This window comes from Extensimonas perlucida (assembly GCF_007655255.1).
In the GTDB taxonomy this organism is placed as follows: Bacteria; Pseudomonadota; Gammaproteobacteria; order Burkholderiales; family Burkholderiaceae_C; genus Extensimonas; species Extensimonas perlucida.
In genome coordinates, this window is record NZ_VMYE01000022.1 from 20810 (window position 1) to 35266 (window position 14457).

A 14457-nucleotide genomic window follows, 5' to 3' on the forward strand; every position below is an offset into this window, starting at 1 on the left:
CACGCAGCCCCCAAATTCCCCGCAGCCCGCCGAGTTTTTGCATGACGCACTACGTTTTCCCTCCCCCCGCCATCGCCAGCGTGCCCATCGTCGGCCGCGCCGAGCGCTTTCCCGTGCACCGCATCTATTGCGTGGGGCGCAACTACGCCGAGCACGCCAAAGAGATGGGCTTCACGGGGCGCGAGCCGCCGTTTTTCTTCCTCAAGCCTGCCGACGCCGTGCTCGCCGTGCCAGCCGGCGATACCGGCGCGCTGCCCTATCCCAGCCTCACGGCCAACCTGCACCACGAGGTCGAACTCGTCGTCGCCCTGGGTCGGGGCGGCAGCAACATCCGTGCGGCTGATGCGCTACAGCATGTGTTCGGCTACGCCGTGGGCCTGGACATGACGCGGCGCGACCTGCAAAACGAGATGAAAAAACAAGGCCGCCCCTGGTCCATAGGCAAGGCTTTCGAGCACAGCGCGCCGATCGCGCCGATCACGCCCGCGCCCCAGGTGGGCGACCTCGCGCAGGCCGCGATCTGGCTGCAAGTGAACGGTACCGAGCGCCAGCGCAGCCAGATCGCGCAAATGATCTGGAACGTGGCCGAAACCATCGAACACCTCTCGGCCGCCTGGACGCTGCAGCCCGGCGACCTGATCTACACCGGCACGCCCGAAGGCGTGGGCGCGGTGCTGCGCGGCGACGTGATCGAATGCGGTGTCGATGGCCTCACGCCTTTGCGCGTGCAAGTCGTCTGAGGAATTGCTATTTTTTAAATAGCTGGTAGCGACCGTCATATAAGCGTAAAACGCGTTTTTCATTCAAAATTTTGGCATGACCTTCCGCAGCCCCATCAAGCATTGCCGCGCCTGCGGCGCCGCCGTGGCGTACCGCCTGCCGGACGACGGCGACACGCGCGAGCGCGCCGTGTGCACCGTTTGCGGCACCATCCACTACGAAAACCCGCTCAACGTCGTGGGCACGGTGCCCGTATTTGCCGATGGCCGCGTGCTGCTGTGCAAGCGCAACATCGAGCCGCGCTGGGGCAAGTGGACGCTGCCCGCAGGCTTCATGGAGCTCGACGAAACCACCGCCGAAGGGGCGGCACGCGAAACCGAGGAAGAAGCCGGCGCGCATATCACGATGGGCCCGCTGTTCAGCCTGCTCAGCGTGCCGCGCGTGGGCCAGGTGCATTTGTTTTACCTCGCCACGCTGCTCAGCGACCAGTTCAACCCCGGCCACGAAACCATAGAGGCGCGCCTGTTCAGCGAAGACGAGGTGCCCTGGGACGAAATCGCCTTTCGCACCGTCAATGAGACGCTGCGCTGCTACTTTGCCGACCGCAAGCGCGGCAGCTTCGGGCTGCACTGCATAGACATCGAATAGCCCCGCGTGGCTGCAGTGGCCGCCACGCTGCACCCGAGCCAGCGCGCTGCGCTTTTCTCTTTTTTGCGCGGCCATACCCGCAGGCTGGCAAGCCTCTTGCATGGGTCGTTTCAAGAAGTAACGACACCTGCCTTAGAACCCGTTCTTACCGCAGGCCCCCAGCGCAAAAAGGAAAGCACACCATGGCCCACGGCAACAGCGACGGCGCGAGCGACCCCAGCGGCAGCAGCGTCAACACCGACACCTTCATCCCCTTCATGCGCGACGTGGTGCGCTGCGAGAGCGCGCTGCGCGAGCTCAATCTGATGTGGCGCCTCATAGAAGCTTCGGCCAAGATGAACTGCCCCGAAGAGGCGCACAGCATCCTGCCCATGATGGCTGCCACGCGCGCGGGCTTTCAGCGCCTCGAGGGCGACCTCGTGCATTCGCTGGTGCAGGAGTCGCTCGGCGAAGTCATGGCCGAAATCGGCACGCACGCGCACCATGTGATCGACATCGTGGTGCGCAACCTCTACGAACGCACGGCCGACGTGGGCTTTCTCGCCACCGACCAGGATTTGTGCCGCTTCGTCGCCGGCATCACCACCGACCCTGGCCCCGTGCTGCAGCGCCTGCGCGAGTACCGCAACAAATACACGGTCTATGACGAAATCATGCTGCTCGACCGCGAGGGCGCCGTGCTCGCGCAGATCGACGAGGACGCGCCCGTCGAAGGCAGCCACGACCCGCTGATCGCGCAGACGCTCGCCAGCGCGGGCCACGTCGAGACCTTCCGCGCCACGCCCTTGCGCCCCGGCAAGGAGCACGCGCTGATCTACTCGCAGCGCATGCTCGACCCGCGCACCGGCCAGCCTGCGGGCGTGCTGTGCCTGAGCTTTGCCTTTCACAGCGAAATGGAGGGCATCTTCCATGCGCGCCAGGGCAGAAACCAGCGCAACATCGCGCTGCTGCTCGACGCCGACGACTGCGTGATCGCGAGCAGCGACGCGTTGTGGATTCCCGTGGGCGCGCAGGTGCCCGTGAACCTCGGCGCTGCGCCGCAGTTGCTGGTGCACGGCGGGCGCACCTATCTGGTGCGCACGGTGGCAGCGCAAGGCTACCAGGGCTACCCCGGCCCGCCGGGCTGGAAGGGGCAGGTCATGGTGCCCGTGGAGCTCGCGTTCTCGGCCAAGCTGCAGCGCACCATCGATGCGCTCGACCCGGCGATTGCGCAGGGGCTGCTCGCACACGCCAAGACCTTCTGCCCGCCGCTGTATGAAATCGTCACCGCGGCCGACACCATACGCCGCGTGGTCTGGAACGGTCAGGTCATGACCGCGGGCAAGCAAGGCGCGGCGCAAAAGCTCAAGGCCGTGCTCGAGCAGATCGGCGAGACCGGCGCACGCACCAACGAGGTGTTCACGCAGTCGATCCGCGACCTGTATGACACCGTGCTGAGCTCGCGCATGCGCGACAGCATGTTCCTCACGCAGCTGCTCGTCGATCTGCTCGACCGCAACCTCTACGAGCGCGCCAACGACTGCCGCTGGTGGGCGCTCACGCCCGAGCTGCGCGCCCTGCTCGCCGACGCCGCGCAGGGCAAGCTGCGGGCCGAAGACGTGACCACGGCCTGCCGCATCCTCGAGCACATCAACAGCCTCTACACGGTCTATACGCGCCTCGTGGTCTATGACCGCACGGGCCGCATCGTCGCCGCGAGCCGCCCCACATGCAAGGACGGCAGCTCGGTGCTAGGAGCCTGTCGGACTTTGGACGTCGATAGCGAGAATGCGCCCCAGCGAAGCCAGTTTTTGCCGGATTCGCCGCCCCATAGCGGCACTATGGGGCAAGAAGCCGGTAAAAAATGGGCCGCTGCGGCGCATTTGCAGCCGACGATTCCAAAGTCCGACAGGCTCCTCGGCACCCGCATAGACCCGGCCACGCTCGCAGCGGTGTTGACGCTGCCCGACACGCAGTCCTACCACGTCTCACCCTGGCAGGCCTCACCGCTCGACGAAGGGCGCCTGACCTACGTTTATCACGCCGCGATCCGCGCGCCCGGCGCCGCCAGCGAAGTCGTGGGCGGCATAGGCATCGTGTTCAACTCCAGCGTGGAGTTCGACGCCATGCTGCGCGGCGCCACGGCCAGCAAGCCGAACACGCACACCGTGTTCGTGCACCGCACGGGCCACGTCATCGCGAGCACCGACCCCGCGCGCCCGCCGGGCCACACCATCGCGCTGCCGGCGGACCTGCTCGCGCTGCCCAACGGCCACAGCACCTCGCGCGCCATGGTGCACGACGGGCACTACTGCATCGTCGGCTGCTCGGCCTCGCACGGCTACCGCGAGTTCAAGCGCAGCGACGGCTACCGCGACGACGTGCTCGCGCTCTCGTTCGAGTCGCTGGGCGCGGTGCAAGCCGGGGCCCTGGACGCCGTGCAGCGCCGCCGCACCGTGCTCACGGCCGACGTGGGCCAGGCCGAGGCGCAGGAAATGGCGACCTTCTTCATCGACGCTGGCCTGTTCGCGTTCAAGGCCGAGGAAGTGCTCGAAGCCCTGCCCGCAAGCGCCATCGCGGCCGTCTCCGCCGGGCGCATGCCCTACTGCGTGGGCACGCTCGCGCGCAAGGCGCACGGCAGCGTCACCGGCTATGTCTGGGTGTTCGACCTGGGCCAGCTGCTGCGCGGCGCGCCCTCCGAGATCACGCCGGACAGCCAGGTCATCGTGCTGGAGCATGCAGGCCGGCGCGTCGGCCTGCTGGTCAACGAACTGCACGGCGTCACGGCCTTTGCGCGCACGCGCATCTTCGACGCGCCCAACGTGCTGGGCAACCAGGCGCAGCTCGTCACCGCGCTGATCCAGCCCGACCCAGCCCCGGGCGAGCCGCCGCTACTCGTGCAGTGCCTGGACGCAGGGCGGCTCCTGCAGGCGCTGCGCAGCAGCACGCTGTCTGCGGTGCAGGATGCGCAAGCCAGCATAAGCAGCATGCCGGAGCAGGCGCCGGCAAGCCGCGAGCGCGGCGTTCAGGGCATGGCTTCCTTGCGCGTGGCCTGAGGTGGCGTGCACAGCCCGCGCGCCTGGCCTCAGCAACCCGCGTCTTCAAGCGCCTCGCGCGCTCGCGCGTCGCCGTCGAGGTCGGCACGCCAGCGGTTTGCAACCACGCGTTTGCCGGTGACGGCATCGGCAGCTGGCGACAGCAGCCAAAGCAGCGGTGGCACCACCACCTCGGGCGCCAGCAAGCCGGCATACACCGACGCCTCCACGCCCTCGGGAATCATGCCCGTGTGCGTTGCGCCACCGGGCAGCAGTGCATTGACGGTGACGCCCGTGCCAGCGAGGTCTTGAGCCCAGATGATGGTCTCGGATTCGAGTGCTGCCTTCGAGGGGCCATACGGCGAAAAACCGCGCCGGCGCATGGTTTCGCGGTTCATCGAGAGGTTGACGATGCGGCCCCAGCCCGCGCGCAGCATGGCCGGCACTGCCGCGCGCGCCATGAAAAACGGCCCGTTTACGTTGGTGTCGATCACCATGCGCCAGACCGCAGGGTCGGTCTGCCAAAAACGCGTGGGCTGCGTCAAAAATTGCGGACTCACGTACTTCATGCCGCGTCCGGCGTTGTTGATGAGCACATCCAGCCGCCCGAAACGCTGCAGCGCCGCCGCCACCACGCGCATGCAGTCGTCCTCGCGCGTGACGTCGGCGCACAAAGGCAGCACACGCGCCTGAGCACATTGGCGCTGTGCCTCTTGGGCTACAGCCTCGACCTCGGTGCGCTCGCGTGCCGCCGTGGCGACCACATGCATTCCCGCCGCGGCGAGGGCGAGGGTCATCGCCCGCCCCATGCCGCGCCCGCCGCCCGTGACGATGGCCACGCGCTCGTGCAAAAAAGCATCCGCCGTGCAAGTGTCCATGACACAACCTTTACGTTGCAAGGTCAGCGATTGAGCGCCTGCATCTGCGCCGCAGCGTAGCGCGTGCCCGCGGCAGCGCCGGGGGGCAGGATACGGTCGATGCGTTCGAGGTCCTGCGGGCTCAAACTCACGGTCAGGGCACCCAGGTTTTCCTCGAGGTAGCGGCGCCGCTTGGTGCCCGGGATGGGCACGATGTCCTGCCCTTGCGCCAGCACCCAGGCGAGCGCGAGCTGCGCGGGCGTGCAGCCTTTTTCGCGCGCCATGGCTTCGATCTCGGCTACCAGCGCCAGATTGCGTGTGAAGTTCTCACCCTGAAATCGGGGGCTGTTGCGTCGATAGTCGTCTGGGGCCAGGTCTTCGATGCGCTTGATCTGTCCGCTCAGAAAGCCGCGTCCCAAGGGACTGTAGGCCACGAAGCCTATGCCCAAGGCACGCACCGTGGGCAAGATGCTGTCCTCAGGGTCGCGGCTCCACAGCGAATACTCGGTTTGCAAGGCGGTGATGGGGTGCACCGCGTGCGCGCGCCGAATCGTCTCGGGCGCGGCCTCGGACAGGCCGAGATGGCGTACCTTGCCTGCGCGCACGAGCTCGGCCATCGCACCCACCGTGTCCTCGATCGGGGTGTTCGGATCGACACGGTGCTGGTAGTACAGATCGATGGTTTCCACGCCGAGGCGGCGCAAACTCGCCTCGCAGGCGGCGCGCACGTACTCGGGGCGACCGTCGATGCGCACAAAGCTGCCATCGGGCGCACGCACGTTGCCAAACTTGGTCGCCAGCACCACCTGCTCGCGCCGCCCACGGATGGCCCGCCCCACGAGCTCCTCGTTGCGCCCGACGCCGTACATGTCGGCGGTGTCGAGCAGCGTCACACCCAGGTCGAGCGCGCGGTGGATGGTGGCGATGGCCTCGGCCTCGTCGCCCGCGCCGTAAAACTCGGACATGCCCATGCAGCCAAGCCCAAGCGCCGAAACTTTCAATGTACCCAATTGACGTTCTTGCATTGCCATTGCCTTTCAAAAATCATTGCGCAACACCGCGCGGTAACGCACCTTGCCCGAGCGCAGGCGCTCCAGGGCTTGGTTGACCTGCGACATGGGAAACAGCTCCACCATGGGCTCGATCGCATGGCGCGCACAGAAGTCGAGCATGCGTGCAATCGCGGTCGGTGAACCCGAGGGCGATCCCGACACCTGCTTTTGCCCGAAGATCAGCGCAAACGCCGGCACGGGAATGGGCTGTGGCACCGCGCCCACCACATGCAACCGCCCGCGCGGCCCAAGCGCCGTGAGCACAGCGTCCCAGTCGAGCGCAGCATTCGCGGTCACGAGGATCAGATCGAGCTGCCCCGCGATGGCGCGGATTGCGGCACCGTCGCGGCTGGAGACGACACGGTGGGCACCGAGTTGCTGCGCTTCCTGGGCCTTGTCCGGGCTCGAGGTAAAGGCCGTGACCTCGCAGCCCCAGGCGCGCGCAAAGCGCAGCGCCATGTGGCCCAGGCCGCCTATGCCGGCCACGCCCACGCGGCTCGTGGGCAGGATGTTGAATTCGAGCAGCGGGTTGAACACCGTGATGCCGCCGCACAGCAGCGGCCCGGCCACTTCGGCGCGCACCCCATCGGGCAACGGCACGACCCAGGCCCAGTGGCCGCGCACCCGGTCGGCGAAGCCACCGTGGTGCCCCACGATGGTGGGTTTTGCGTGGGCGCACAGATTGTGGTCGCCGCCCAGGCAACTGTGGCAGTGCATGCAGCTTTCGGCCGTCCAGCCTAAGCCGACGAGTTGGCCGACCTGCAAGCCCTTGGTCTGGCTGCCCAACGCCGCCACACGGCCCACCACCTCGTGGCCAGGCACCAGCGGGAAGCTGGCCATGCCCCATTCGTTGTCGATCATCGACAAGTCCGAATGGCAGACACCGCAGTATTCGACGGCGATTTCTACCTCTTCGGCGCCGAGCGGGCCGGGATCGTAGTCGTAACGCTCGAGCGCTTGTCCGGCGGCCTTGGCGGCCCAGGATTTGATCATGCCCATTATGAGACTCCACAAGAGTTATGGATAAGGGAAAACCCTTGATACGATAACCGAGCACGAGGGATGTTGGCATGTGCAGTCGCGAAGACTTCACTGCTCCGTAGGGTATTCGCCGCCGCCCGTTGCAAGCGGGCCCGCGGTCAAAGGGTTCATTAGGACATGGGATGATGGCGAGGCAGTTTGGTTGCGGCTGAGGAGTTCGTGGTGGTGCCACGAACAACGAAGCCGCGGCCAAAATGACCGTCAGACGTCCGCCAGCACCCGCGTAGGTGCGCAGCACCGCCTAATGGACAATCTGGGTTCAAACCACCACATCCTCCGCCGATTGCCCGCGCCGCCAGTCGAAAGGGTCCTGCTGCAACACCATGTCTATGTCCAGGCCCAGGATGACTCCCACGTCGCCCGGAAAGCTGTCCGCCATCTGCTTTTCGTCCAGCTTCGCCAGGTGCGCGCGCATGCGCCAGGAGGCCAGGTGGACGATGGCCGCGAGCGGCTCGCAGGCGTTTTCCGCAAGCGGATCATTCTGGTAGCGCAGCGCTTCGACCACCCGCGCGGGCAAGCGCCAGCGCTCGGCCAGGCGCGCGCTCACTTCCTCGTAGCCGTAGCCGAGGATCTGCTGCTCGACCAGGCTGCGCCGCGCATCGAGTGGCGGCACCAGCGCATCGATGGCAGCCATTTCTTGCGGGATGCACAGGTGCAAAAGCAGCTCGCCCAGGCCGTGCAGCAGGCCCACGGTGTAGGCGGCAACCTGGTCTTGCAGCAACACGCCCGCCAGCGCACGCGCCAGGCGCGCCGTCAGCTGGCTGTAGCGCGCGAACTGCGCCAGGCTGACACCAGGCATGGCCTGCGCCGCGGTGCCCAGCGGGGCCGCGGCCACGAGGGTGCGCAGCTGCTGCGCGCTCGCCAGCGCCAGCGCCTCGGGGATGCCGGATACCTGACGCGCCATCTGGAACGCCGGGCCATTGGCCAGCGCCAGCAAGCGCGCAGCCAGCACCGGGTCTTGCCCGAAGTGCAGGTTCAAGCGGCGCAGTTGGGGCTGCACGTGCGCAAGCTCGGCCAGCAGCAGCGCCGCGCTGCGCGGCAGTGCGGGCAGCTGGGCGCTACTGGCCAGCAGCGCATCGAGCTCGGGCAAGGCATCGTCAGACATGGGCTAGCGGCCGGCCTCAGCGGCCCTTGCCCTGCTGCAGCTTGGCAAAGGCTGCGGCCATGGCCGAGGGCGCTGCGGGTTCTGCATTGCGCGGCGTGTAGCGGCTGGGGCCGGCGGAGCGCGGGCCGCTTTGGCTGTTTGGACCGTTGCGGCTGTTTTGACTGCCTTGGCCGCTTGCGGCGCCCGACGCATGCGGCTCGGCGCCACGCCTTGCGCCCGGCTGCGCAGGGGCAGCGTCCAGCTTCATCGTCAGGCTGATGCGCTTGCGCGGCACATCGACTTCAAGCACGCGCACCTTCACGATGGCGCCGGTCTTGACCACCTCGCGCGCGTCGTGCACGAACTTGTGCGCGAGCTGGCTCACGTGCACCAGGCCGTCCTGGTGCACGCCCAGATCGACGAAGGCGCCGAACTGCGCCACGTTGCTCACCGTGCCCTCGAGCACCATGCCCTCGCGCAGGTCGGTGATGTCGTGCACGCCCTCTTGCAGACGCGCCACCTTGAAGTCCGGGCGCGGGTCGCGGCCGGGTTTTTCGAGCTCCCCGAGGATGTCGCGCACCGTGATGACGCCGAAGCGCTCGTTCGCGAACAGCTCGGGGCGCAGGCTTTGCAGCAGTTCGGCGCGCCCCATCAATTCGGCCACGGGTTTGCCGACACGCGCGATGATCTGCTCGACCACGGGGTAGGTTTCGGGGTGCACGCCGGTCATGTCGAGCGGGTTGTCGCCGCCGCGGATGCGCAGAAAGCCCGCGCTTTGTTCGAACGTCTTGGGGCCCAGGCCCGTGACTTCGAGCAGCTGCCGGCGGCTGCGAAACGCCCCATGCGCCTCGCGCCAGCGCACCACGGCACCTGCCACGCTGGGCGAGAGCCCCGAGACGCGCGCGAGCAGCGGCATGCTCGCCGTGTTCAAGTCCACGCCCACGGCGTTCACGCAGTCTTCGACCACCGCGTCCAGCGTGCGCGCGAGTGCGCTCTGGTTCACGTCGTGCTGGTACTGGCCCACGCCTATGCTCTTGGGGTCTATCTTCACGAGCTCGGCGAGCGGATCCTGCAGGCGCCGCGCGATGCTCACGGCGCCGCGCAGGCTCACATCGACGTCGGGCATCTCCTGCGCGGCGTACTCGCTGGCCGAATAGACCGATGCGCCGGCTTCGCTCACGACTATCTTTTGTAGAGCTGCTTGCGCACTCCCCACCTGCGTTTGCGCCTGTTTTTGCATCAAGGCGATGAGCTCTGCCGCGAGCTTGTCGGTCTCGCGGCTCGCGGTGCCGTTGCCGATCGCGATGAGCTGCACCCCGTGGCGCTGGCACAGCTGCGCGAGCGTGTGCAGCGCGCCGTCCCAGTCGCGCCGCGGCTCGTGCGGATACACCGTGGCGGTGGCGACGAGCTTGCCCGTGGCATCGACCACGGCCACCTTGACGCCCGTGCGTATGCCCGGATCGAGCCCCATGACCACGCGCGGGCCCGCAGGCGCGGCGAGCAGCAGGTCGCGCAGGTTGTCGGCAAACACCTTGATCGCCACCTGCTCGGCCTCTTCGCGCAAGCGTGTGAACAGGTCGCGCTCCAGCGCCAGGCTGAGCTTGACACGCCAGGTCCAGGCCACGCACTTGCGCAGCAGGTCGTCCGCGGCGCGCCCGCTGTGGCTCCAGCCCAGGTGCAGCGCGATGCGCCCTTCGGCCAGGCTCGCCTGGCCGGGCGCGGGCTCTGCGGGTTGCAGCAGCTTCACGTCCAACACTTCGAGCGCGCGCCCGCGGAACACGGCCAGCGCGCGGTGCGAGGGCACGCGGCGGATCGGCTCGGCATAGTCGAAATAGTCGCGGAACTTGGCGACCTCGGGGTCGTTTTCATTCTTGCCCTCGATCTTGCGGCTCGCGAGCACGCCTTCGTCCCAGAGCCAGGCACGCAAGGCCTGCACGAGCGCCGCGTCTTCGGCCCAGCGTTCGCTCAGGATGTCGCGCACGCCGTCGAGCACCGCCGCCACGCTGGAAAAATCCGGCCCCGGTTTGCCGTCTTCGAGCAGCTCGGGCGCGCGCAAAAAGGGCTGCGCGGCCACCGCCGGGTCGCGCGTCGGGTCGGCCCAGAGCAGGTCTGCGAGCGGCTCGAGCCCGCATTCGCGCGCGATCTGTCCCTTGGTGCGGCGCTTTTGCTTGAACGGCAGGTACAGGTCTTCGAGCTCCTGCTTGGTCGGCGCGGCGGTGATCGCGGCGCGCAGCGCGTCGGTGAGCTTGCCCTGCGCGTCTATGCTCTTGAGCACGGCGACGCGCCGCTCGGCCAGCTCGCGCAGGTAGGCCAGGCGCGCGTCGAGTTCGCGCAGCTGCACGTCGTCGAGCCCGCCCGTGGCCTCTTTGCGGTAGCGCGCGATGAAGGGCACCGTGGCCCCGCCGTCGAGCAAACCGACGGCGGCGCGCACCTGCGCCTCGGAAATGCGGATTTCTTCGGCAAGCTGCCGGACGATGGATTCCATGGTTCTGTAACGAAAACGGACACGGGAAACGCGCGAGTGTGCCACACGCCGGCACCATCAGGCACGCGCGAAACGCTCTCAAAAGCATATCTGCAAGCGCTTTTATCTTCTCAACAAAAGCCGTTTTTTACCCAGACTCTTTGCTCATGCGTCGCGCACGCGCAGCGTGCTCGTCACGCCCGCCAACGCCGCAAAGCCCGCAGCCACCCACAGCGCCGCGATGGGCGCACGCCCGAGCTGCGCAGGCCACAGCGAAAACAAAGCCGCGAGCACCACCGCGCCCAGCGTCTGCCCCGTGAGCCGTGCCGTGCCCAGCATGCCGCTGGCCGCGCCGCTGCGGTGCAAGGGCGCCGAGGTCACGATGGTGTGGTTGTTGGGCGACTGGAACAGCGCAAAGCCCGCGCCGCACAGCGCCAGGCGCCAGACCATGTCCAGATTCGTCGGCTGCGCCGGCAGCAGCGCGAGCAGCAGCAGCCCGCCGGTAAACACCGCCATGCCTATGCCGCCGAGCAGCCCGCCGGGGTAGCGCCCTATCAGCCGCCCAGCCAGCGGCGCCACCGCCACGATGGCCAAGGGCCAGGCCGAGATCAGCAAACCCGCCTGCAAATGCGTGCGCCCGAAGGTGTCGAGCAGCAAAAAAGGCAGCGCTACATACGCCAGCGTCTGCGCGCAGAACGCCCCTACGGACGAAGCCATGGAAAGCGCAAACACCCGGATGCGCAGCAAGTCGATCGGAAACAAGGGCGCGGCAAGCTGGCGCTGGCGCCGCAGGTACACCCAGCCCACCAGCACGCCCGCGGCGAGCAGCATCCAGCCCAGCCCGGCGTCCACACCTGCCGCCTGCTCTCTGCGCACCCCCAGTTGATCGACGCCGAGGAACACCAGGCTGAACATCAACACGTTGAGCAGCACGTCGAGCCAGCCCAGGCGCTGCGCGCTCGAGAGCGGGTGCGGGTGCGGGTGCGGGTGCGCATTGAACGGCAAAGCGCGCCGCCCCAGCCACAGCACGAACGCCCCTAGCGGCAGGTTGAGCGCAAACAGCCAAGGCCACGAGGCCACCGACAAAATCGCCGCCGCCACCGCCGGCCCGGCCACGGACGACACCGCCACCACCATCGAATTGATGGCCATGCCCCGCCCCAGCAGCGTGCGCGGGTAAATGAGCCGCACCAGCGCCGAATTGACGCTCATGATGCCGGCGGCCCCCAGGCCCTGCACGGCACGCGCCAGGATCAGGGCCCAGAGCGAATGCGCGAGCATCGCCCCCAGCGAGGCCAGCGTGAACAAGACCACCCCGCCCAGGTACACGCGCCGGTAGCCCAGCCGCTCGCCCAGCGCCGCCAGCGGCAGCAGCATCACCAGCGTGGCCATCTGGTAGGCGTTGAGCACCCAGATGGCCTGCGCCGCGTCGGCCTGCAATTGCTGCGCGATGCCGGGCAGCGCCAGATTGACGATGCTCGCGTCGAGCACCGCCGCGGCGATGCCACAGACCACCACCAGCATGGCAAGGCTGCTCGCGCGCTCGGGTTCGTCGGGCTTGTGCGGCAATGCCCCGGTCGGCTTGGAGGCGGAAGTATTTTCAGGGCTAGAAGTGGCGACGGCCGCGGCAGCGGTGCTGGCCGCCCCTGTGGCATGGGCAGGAAAAAAACGCATAGCCGCGGATTGTCACCACGCCCGCCCGATCGCGTGCGAAAAACTTGCAAACCCGCATGCGTCGCTGTGCGTTTCGCATGCTTTTGCGCCAGCCTTTGGTCTGCAACAGGCTTGCAGGCAAGTCCAGGGTGCTCGTGGCGGCGCAAGGCAGCGCACAATCCCAACCGCCGACTTTTCCCTCCCATTGCCTTCTTTGCTCCGCCATGCTGCGCATTACACCGTCCGCCCCCTACCCGCTGCACGACACCGCCGCCACGCGCCGCATCGAACAAGCCGCTGCCGCCGCGCTGCCGCCGCACACCCTGATGCAGCGCGCAGGGCTGGCCGTGGCGCGGCTGGCGCTGGCGCTCGCGCCGCACGCGCGCACCGTGTGGGTCGCCTGCGGCCCTGGCAACAACGGCGGCGACGGGCTCGAAGCCGCCATGCACCTGCGCCAATGGGGGCTCGCGCCCGTGGTCACCTGGCTAGGCGACGAAGCCCATGCGCCCGCCGACGCGCGCGCCTCGCTCGCACGCGCGCGCGCTGCCGGCGTATGCTTTGCCGAAGAGCCGCCCGCGTTGCTGGCGCAAGACTTGTGCATAGACGCCTTGCTCGGCATCGGCGTCACGCGCGCGCCCGAAGGGCGCATGGCCGCATGGCTCGCACACATGGCGGCAAGCCCCGCGCCCTGCCTGGCCGTCGATCTGCCCACGGGCCTGAACGCGGACACGGGCCGCTGGCTGCGCCCGGAAGCTATTCTTTCAGAAGCTCCTAGCGCTTATTCCACGGGCATAAAAGGCCATTTTGATGCTGAAAACCGGCGCCACACGCTGAGCCTGCTCACGCTCAAACCCGGCCTGTTCACCTGCGAAGGCCGCGACGCCTGCGGCACGCTGTGGTTCGACGATTTGGGAGCCTGTCGGACTTTGGGCGTCGAAAGCGAGAATGCGCCCCAGCGAGGCCAGTTTTTGCCGGATTCGCCGCTCCATAGTGGTGCTATGGGGCAAGAAGACGGTAAAAAATGGGCCGCTGCGGCGCATTCGCAGCCGACGATTCCAAAGCCCGACAGGCTCTTAGGCGTGGCGCCCAACGATGCCAGCGTGCCCGCGAGCGCCTGGCTCAGCGGCCCGCCCGCACCCGCGCCGCGTGCGCACGCGAGCCACAAGGGCAGCTATGGCGACGTGGCCGTGGTGGGCGGCGAAGGGCTCGCGCGGCGCGGCCTGGGCATGACGGGCGCCGCGCTGCTGGCCGCCTCTGCCGCGCTGCACGGCGGCGCCGGGCGCGTGCTGCTCGCGCTGCTCGACGACGCAGGCCTGGCCGTCGATGTGCAGCAGCCCGAACTCATGCTGCGCCGCTTCGAGGCGCTCGCGCTCGAGCAGCTCAGCGTGGTGTGCGGCTGCGGTGGCGGCGAAGCCGTGCGCGCCGTGCTGCCCGCGGTGCTCGAACGCGCCGCGCGGCTCGTGCTCGACGCCGACGCGCTCAATACCATTGCCGCAGCGCCGCCGCTGCAGGCGCTGCTCGCCGCACGCGCGGGCCGCGGCCAGCCCACCATATTGACGCCACACCCGCTCGAAGCCGCGCGCCTGCTGGGAATCAGCGCCGCGCAAGTCCAGGCCGACCGCCTGCGCGCCGCGCGCGAGTTGGCCGAGCGCTTTCAGTGCGTGGCCGTGCTCAAGGGCTCGGGCACCGTCGTCGCAGCACCCGGCGCAGCGCCCAGCATCAACCCCACCGGCAATGCACGCCTGGCCACCGCCGGCACGGGCGACGTGCTCGCGGGCCTGATCGGTGCGCGCCTTGCCGCCGGACACGCGGCCTTGCAAGCCGCGTGCGCCGCCGTGTACCAGCACGGCCAGGTCGCCGACCAGTGGCCCGCGGGGCGCACGCTCACGGCAGGGGCTTTGGCGCGCAGCCTGGGTGTTTGAGC

Annotated in this window: 10 protein-coding genes; 4 read left to right on the forward strand and 6 right to left on the reverse strand. The window is 68.2% G+C overall.

Annotated elements, in window-relative coordinates:
* Positions 1-41: 41 nt before the first annotated feature.
* From FK527_RS14440 to FK527_RS14450, 3 genes are all read left to right on the forward strand, one after another.
* Positions 42-740, forward strand: a complete 699-nt coding sequence (locus FK527_RS14440; protein ID WP_144735240.1) for a fumarylacetoacetate hydrolase family protein — start codon at positions 42-44, stop codon at positions 738-740.
* 76 nt (positions 741-816) lie between these two features.
* Positions 817-1368 (forward strand): NUDIX hydrolase, encoded by a 552-nt coding sequence (locus FK527_RS14445; RefSeq protein ID WP_144735242.1) that lies wholly within the window; start codon positions 817-819, stop codon positions 1366-1368.
* Between the two features lie 182 nt (positions 1369-1550).
* Positions 1551-4403: a chemotaxis protein CheW gene (locus FK527_RS14450; protein WP_144735244.1), complete on the forward strand. Its 2853-nt coding sequence runs from the start codon at positions 1551-1553 to the stop codon at positions 4401-4403.
* 29 nt (positions 4404-4432) lie between these two features.
* Here FK527_RS14450 and FK527_RS14455 read toward each other — a convergent pair whose 3' ends face one another.
* The 6 genes from FK527_RS14455 to FK527_RS14480 form a co-directional block, all read right to left on the reverse strand.
* Positions 4433-5260, reverse strand: coding sequence for an SDR family NAD(P)-dependent oxidoreductase (locus tag FK527_RS14455; RefSeq protein ID WP_144735246.1), 828 nt, complete (start codon positions 5258-5260; stop codon positions 4433-4435).
* 23 nt (positions 5261-5283) lie between these two features.
* Positions 5284-6264: an aldo/keto reductase gene (locus FK527_RS14460; RefSeq protein WP_144735248.1), complete on the reverse strand. Its 981-nt coding sequence runs from the start codon at positions 6262-6264 to the stop codon at positions 5284-5286.
* A gap of 12 nt (positions 6265-6276) precedes the next feature.
* On the reverse strand, positions 6277-7290 hold the full coding sequence (gene ahr, locus FK527_RS14465) for an NADPH-dependent aldehyde reductase Ahr (RefSeq protein WP_144735250.1): 1014 nt from the start codon (positions 7288-7290) through the stop codon (positions 6277-6279).
* A gap of 301 nt (positions 7291-7591) precedes the next feature.
* Positions 7592-8437, reverse strand: coding sequence for an HDOD domain-containing protein (locus FK527_RS14470; RefSeq protein ID WP_144735252.1), 846 nt, complete (start codon positions 8435-8437; stop codon positions 7592-7594).
* Positions 8438-8453: 16 nt separating this feature from the next.
* Positions 8454-10901 (reverse strand): Tex family protein, encoded by a 2448-nt coding sequence (locus FK527_RS14475; protein ID WP_144735254.1) that lies wholly within the window; start codon positions 10899-10901, stop codon positions 8454-8456.
* A 144-nt stretch (positions 10902-11045) separates the two neighbouring features.
* Positions 11046-12554 carry an MFS transporter gene (locus FK527_RS14480; protein WP_425460453.1) on the reverse strand — a complete coding sequence of 503 codons (1509 nt, stop codon included), beginning with the start codon at positions 12552-12554 and terminating at the stop codon, positions 11046-11048.
* Positions 12555-12757: 203 nt separating this feature from the next.
* Here FK527_RS14480 and FK527_RS17620 point away from each other — a divergent pair, with 203 nt between their 5' ends.
* Entirely contained in the window at positions 12758-14455 is a 1698-nt protein-coding gene (locus tag FK527_RS17620) for an NAD(P)H-hydrate dehydratase (protein ID WP_246072830.1), read from the forward strand.
* Positions 14456-14457: the final 2 nt, after the last annotated feature.

Coding starts and splice junctions, on each gene's coding strand:
- FK527_RS14440 (WP_144735240.1), top strand. CDS start 42: ATGACGCACTACGTTTTCCCTCCCCCCGCCATCGCCAGCGTGCCCATC.
- FK527_RS14445 (WP_144735242.1), top strand. CDS start 817: ATGACCTTCCGCAGCCCCATCAAGCATTGCCGCGCCTGCGGCGCCGCC.
- FK527_RS14450 (WP_144735244.1), top strand. CDS start 1,551: ATGGCCCACGGCAACAGCGACGGCGCGAGCGACCCCAGCGGCAGCAGC.
- FK527_RS14455 (WP_144735246.1), bottom strand. CDS start 5,260: ATGGACACTTGCACGGCGGATGCTTTTTTGCACGAGCGCGTGGCCATC.
- FK527_RS14460 (WP_144735248.1), bottom strand. CDS start 6,264: ATGCAAGAACGTCAATTGGGTACATTGAAAGTTTCGGCGCTTGGGCTT.
- ahr (WP_144735250.1), bottom strand. CDS start 7,290: ATGGGCATGATCAAATCCTGGGCCGCCAAGGCCGCCGGACAAGCGCTC.
- FK527_RS14470 (WP_144735252.1), bottom strand. CDS start 8,437: ATGTCTGACGATGCCTTGCCCGAGCTCGATGCGCTGCTGGCCAGTAGC.
- FK527_RS14475 (WP_144735254.1), bottom strand. CDS start 10,901: ATGGAATCCATCGTCCGGCAGCTTGCCGAAGAAATCCGCATTTCCGAG.
- FK527_RS14480 (WP_425460453.1), bottom strand. CDS start 12,554: ATGCGTTTTTTTCCTGCCCATGCCACAGGGGCGGCCAGCACCGCTGCC.
- FK527_RS17620 (WP_246072830.1), top strand. CDS start 12,758: ATGCTGCGCATTACACCGTCCGCCCCCTACCCGCTGCACGACACCGCC.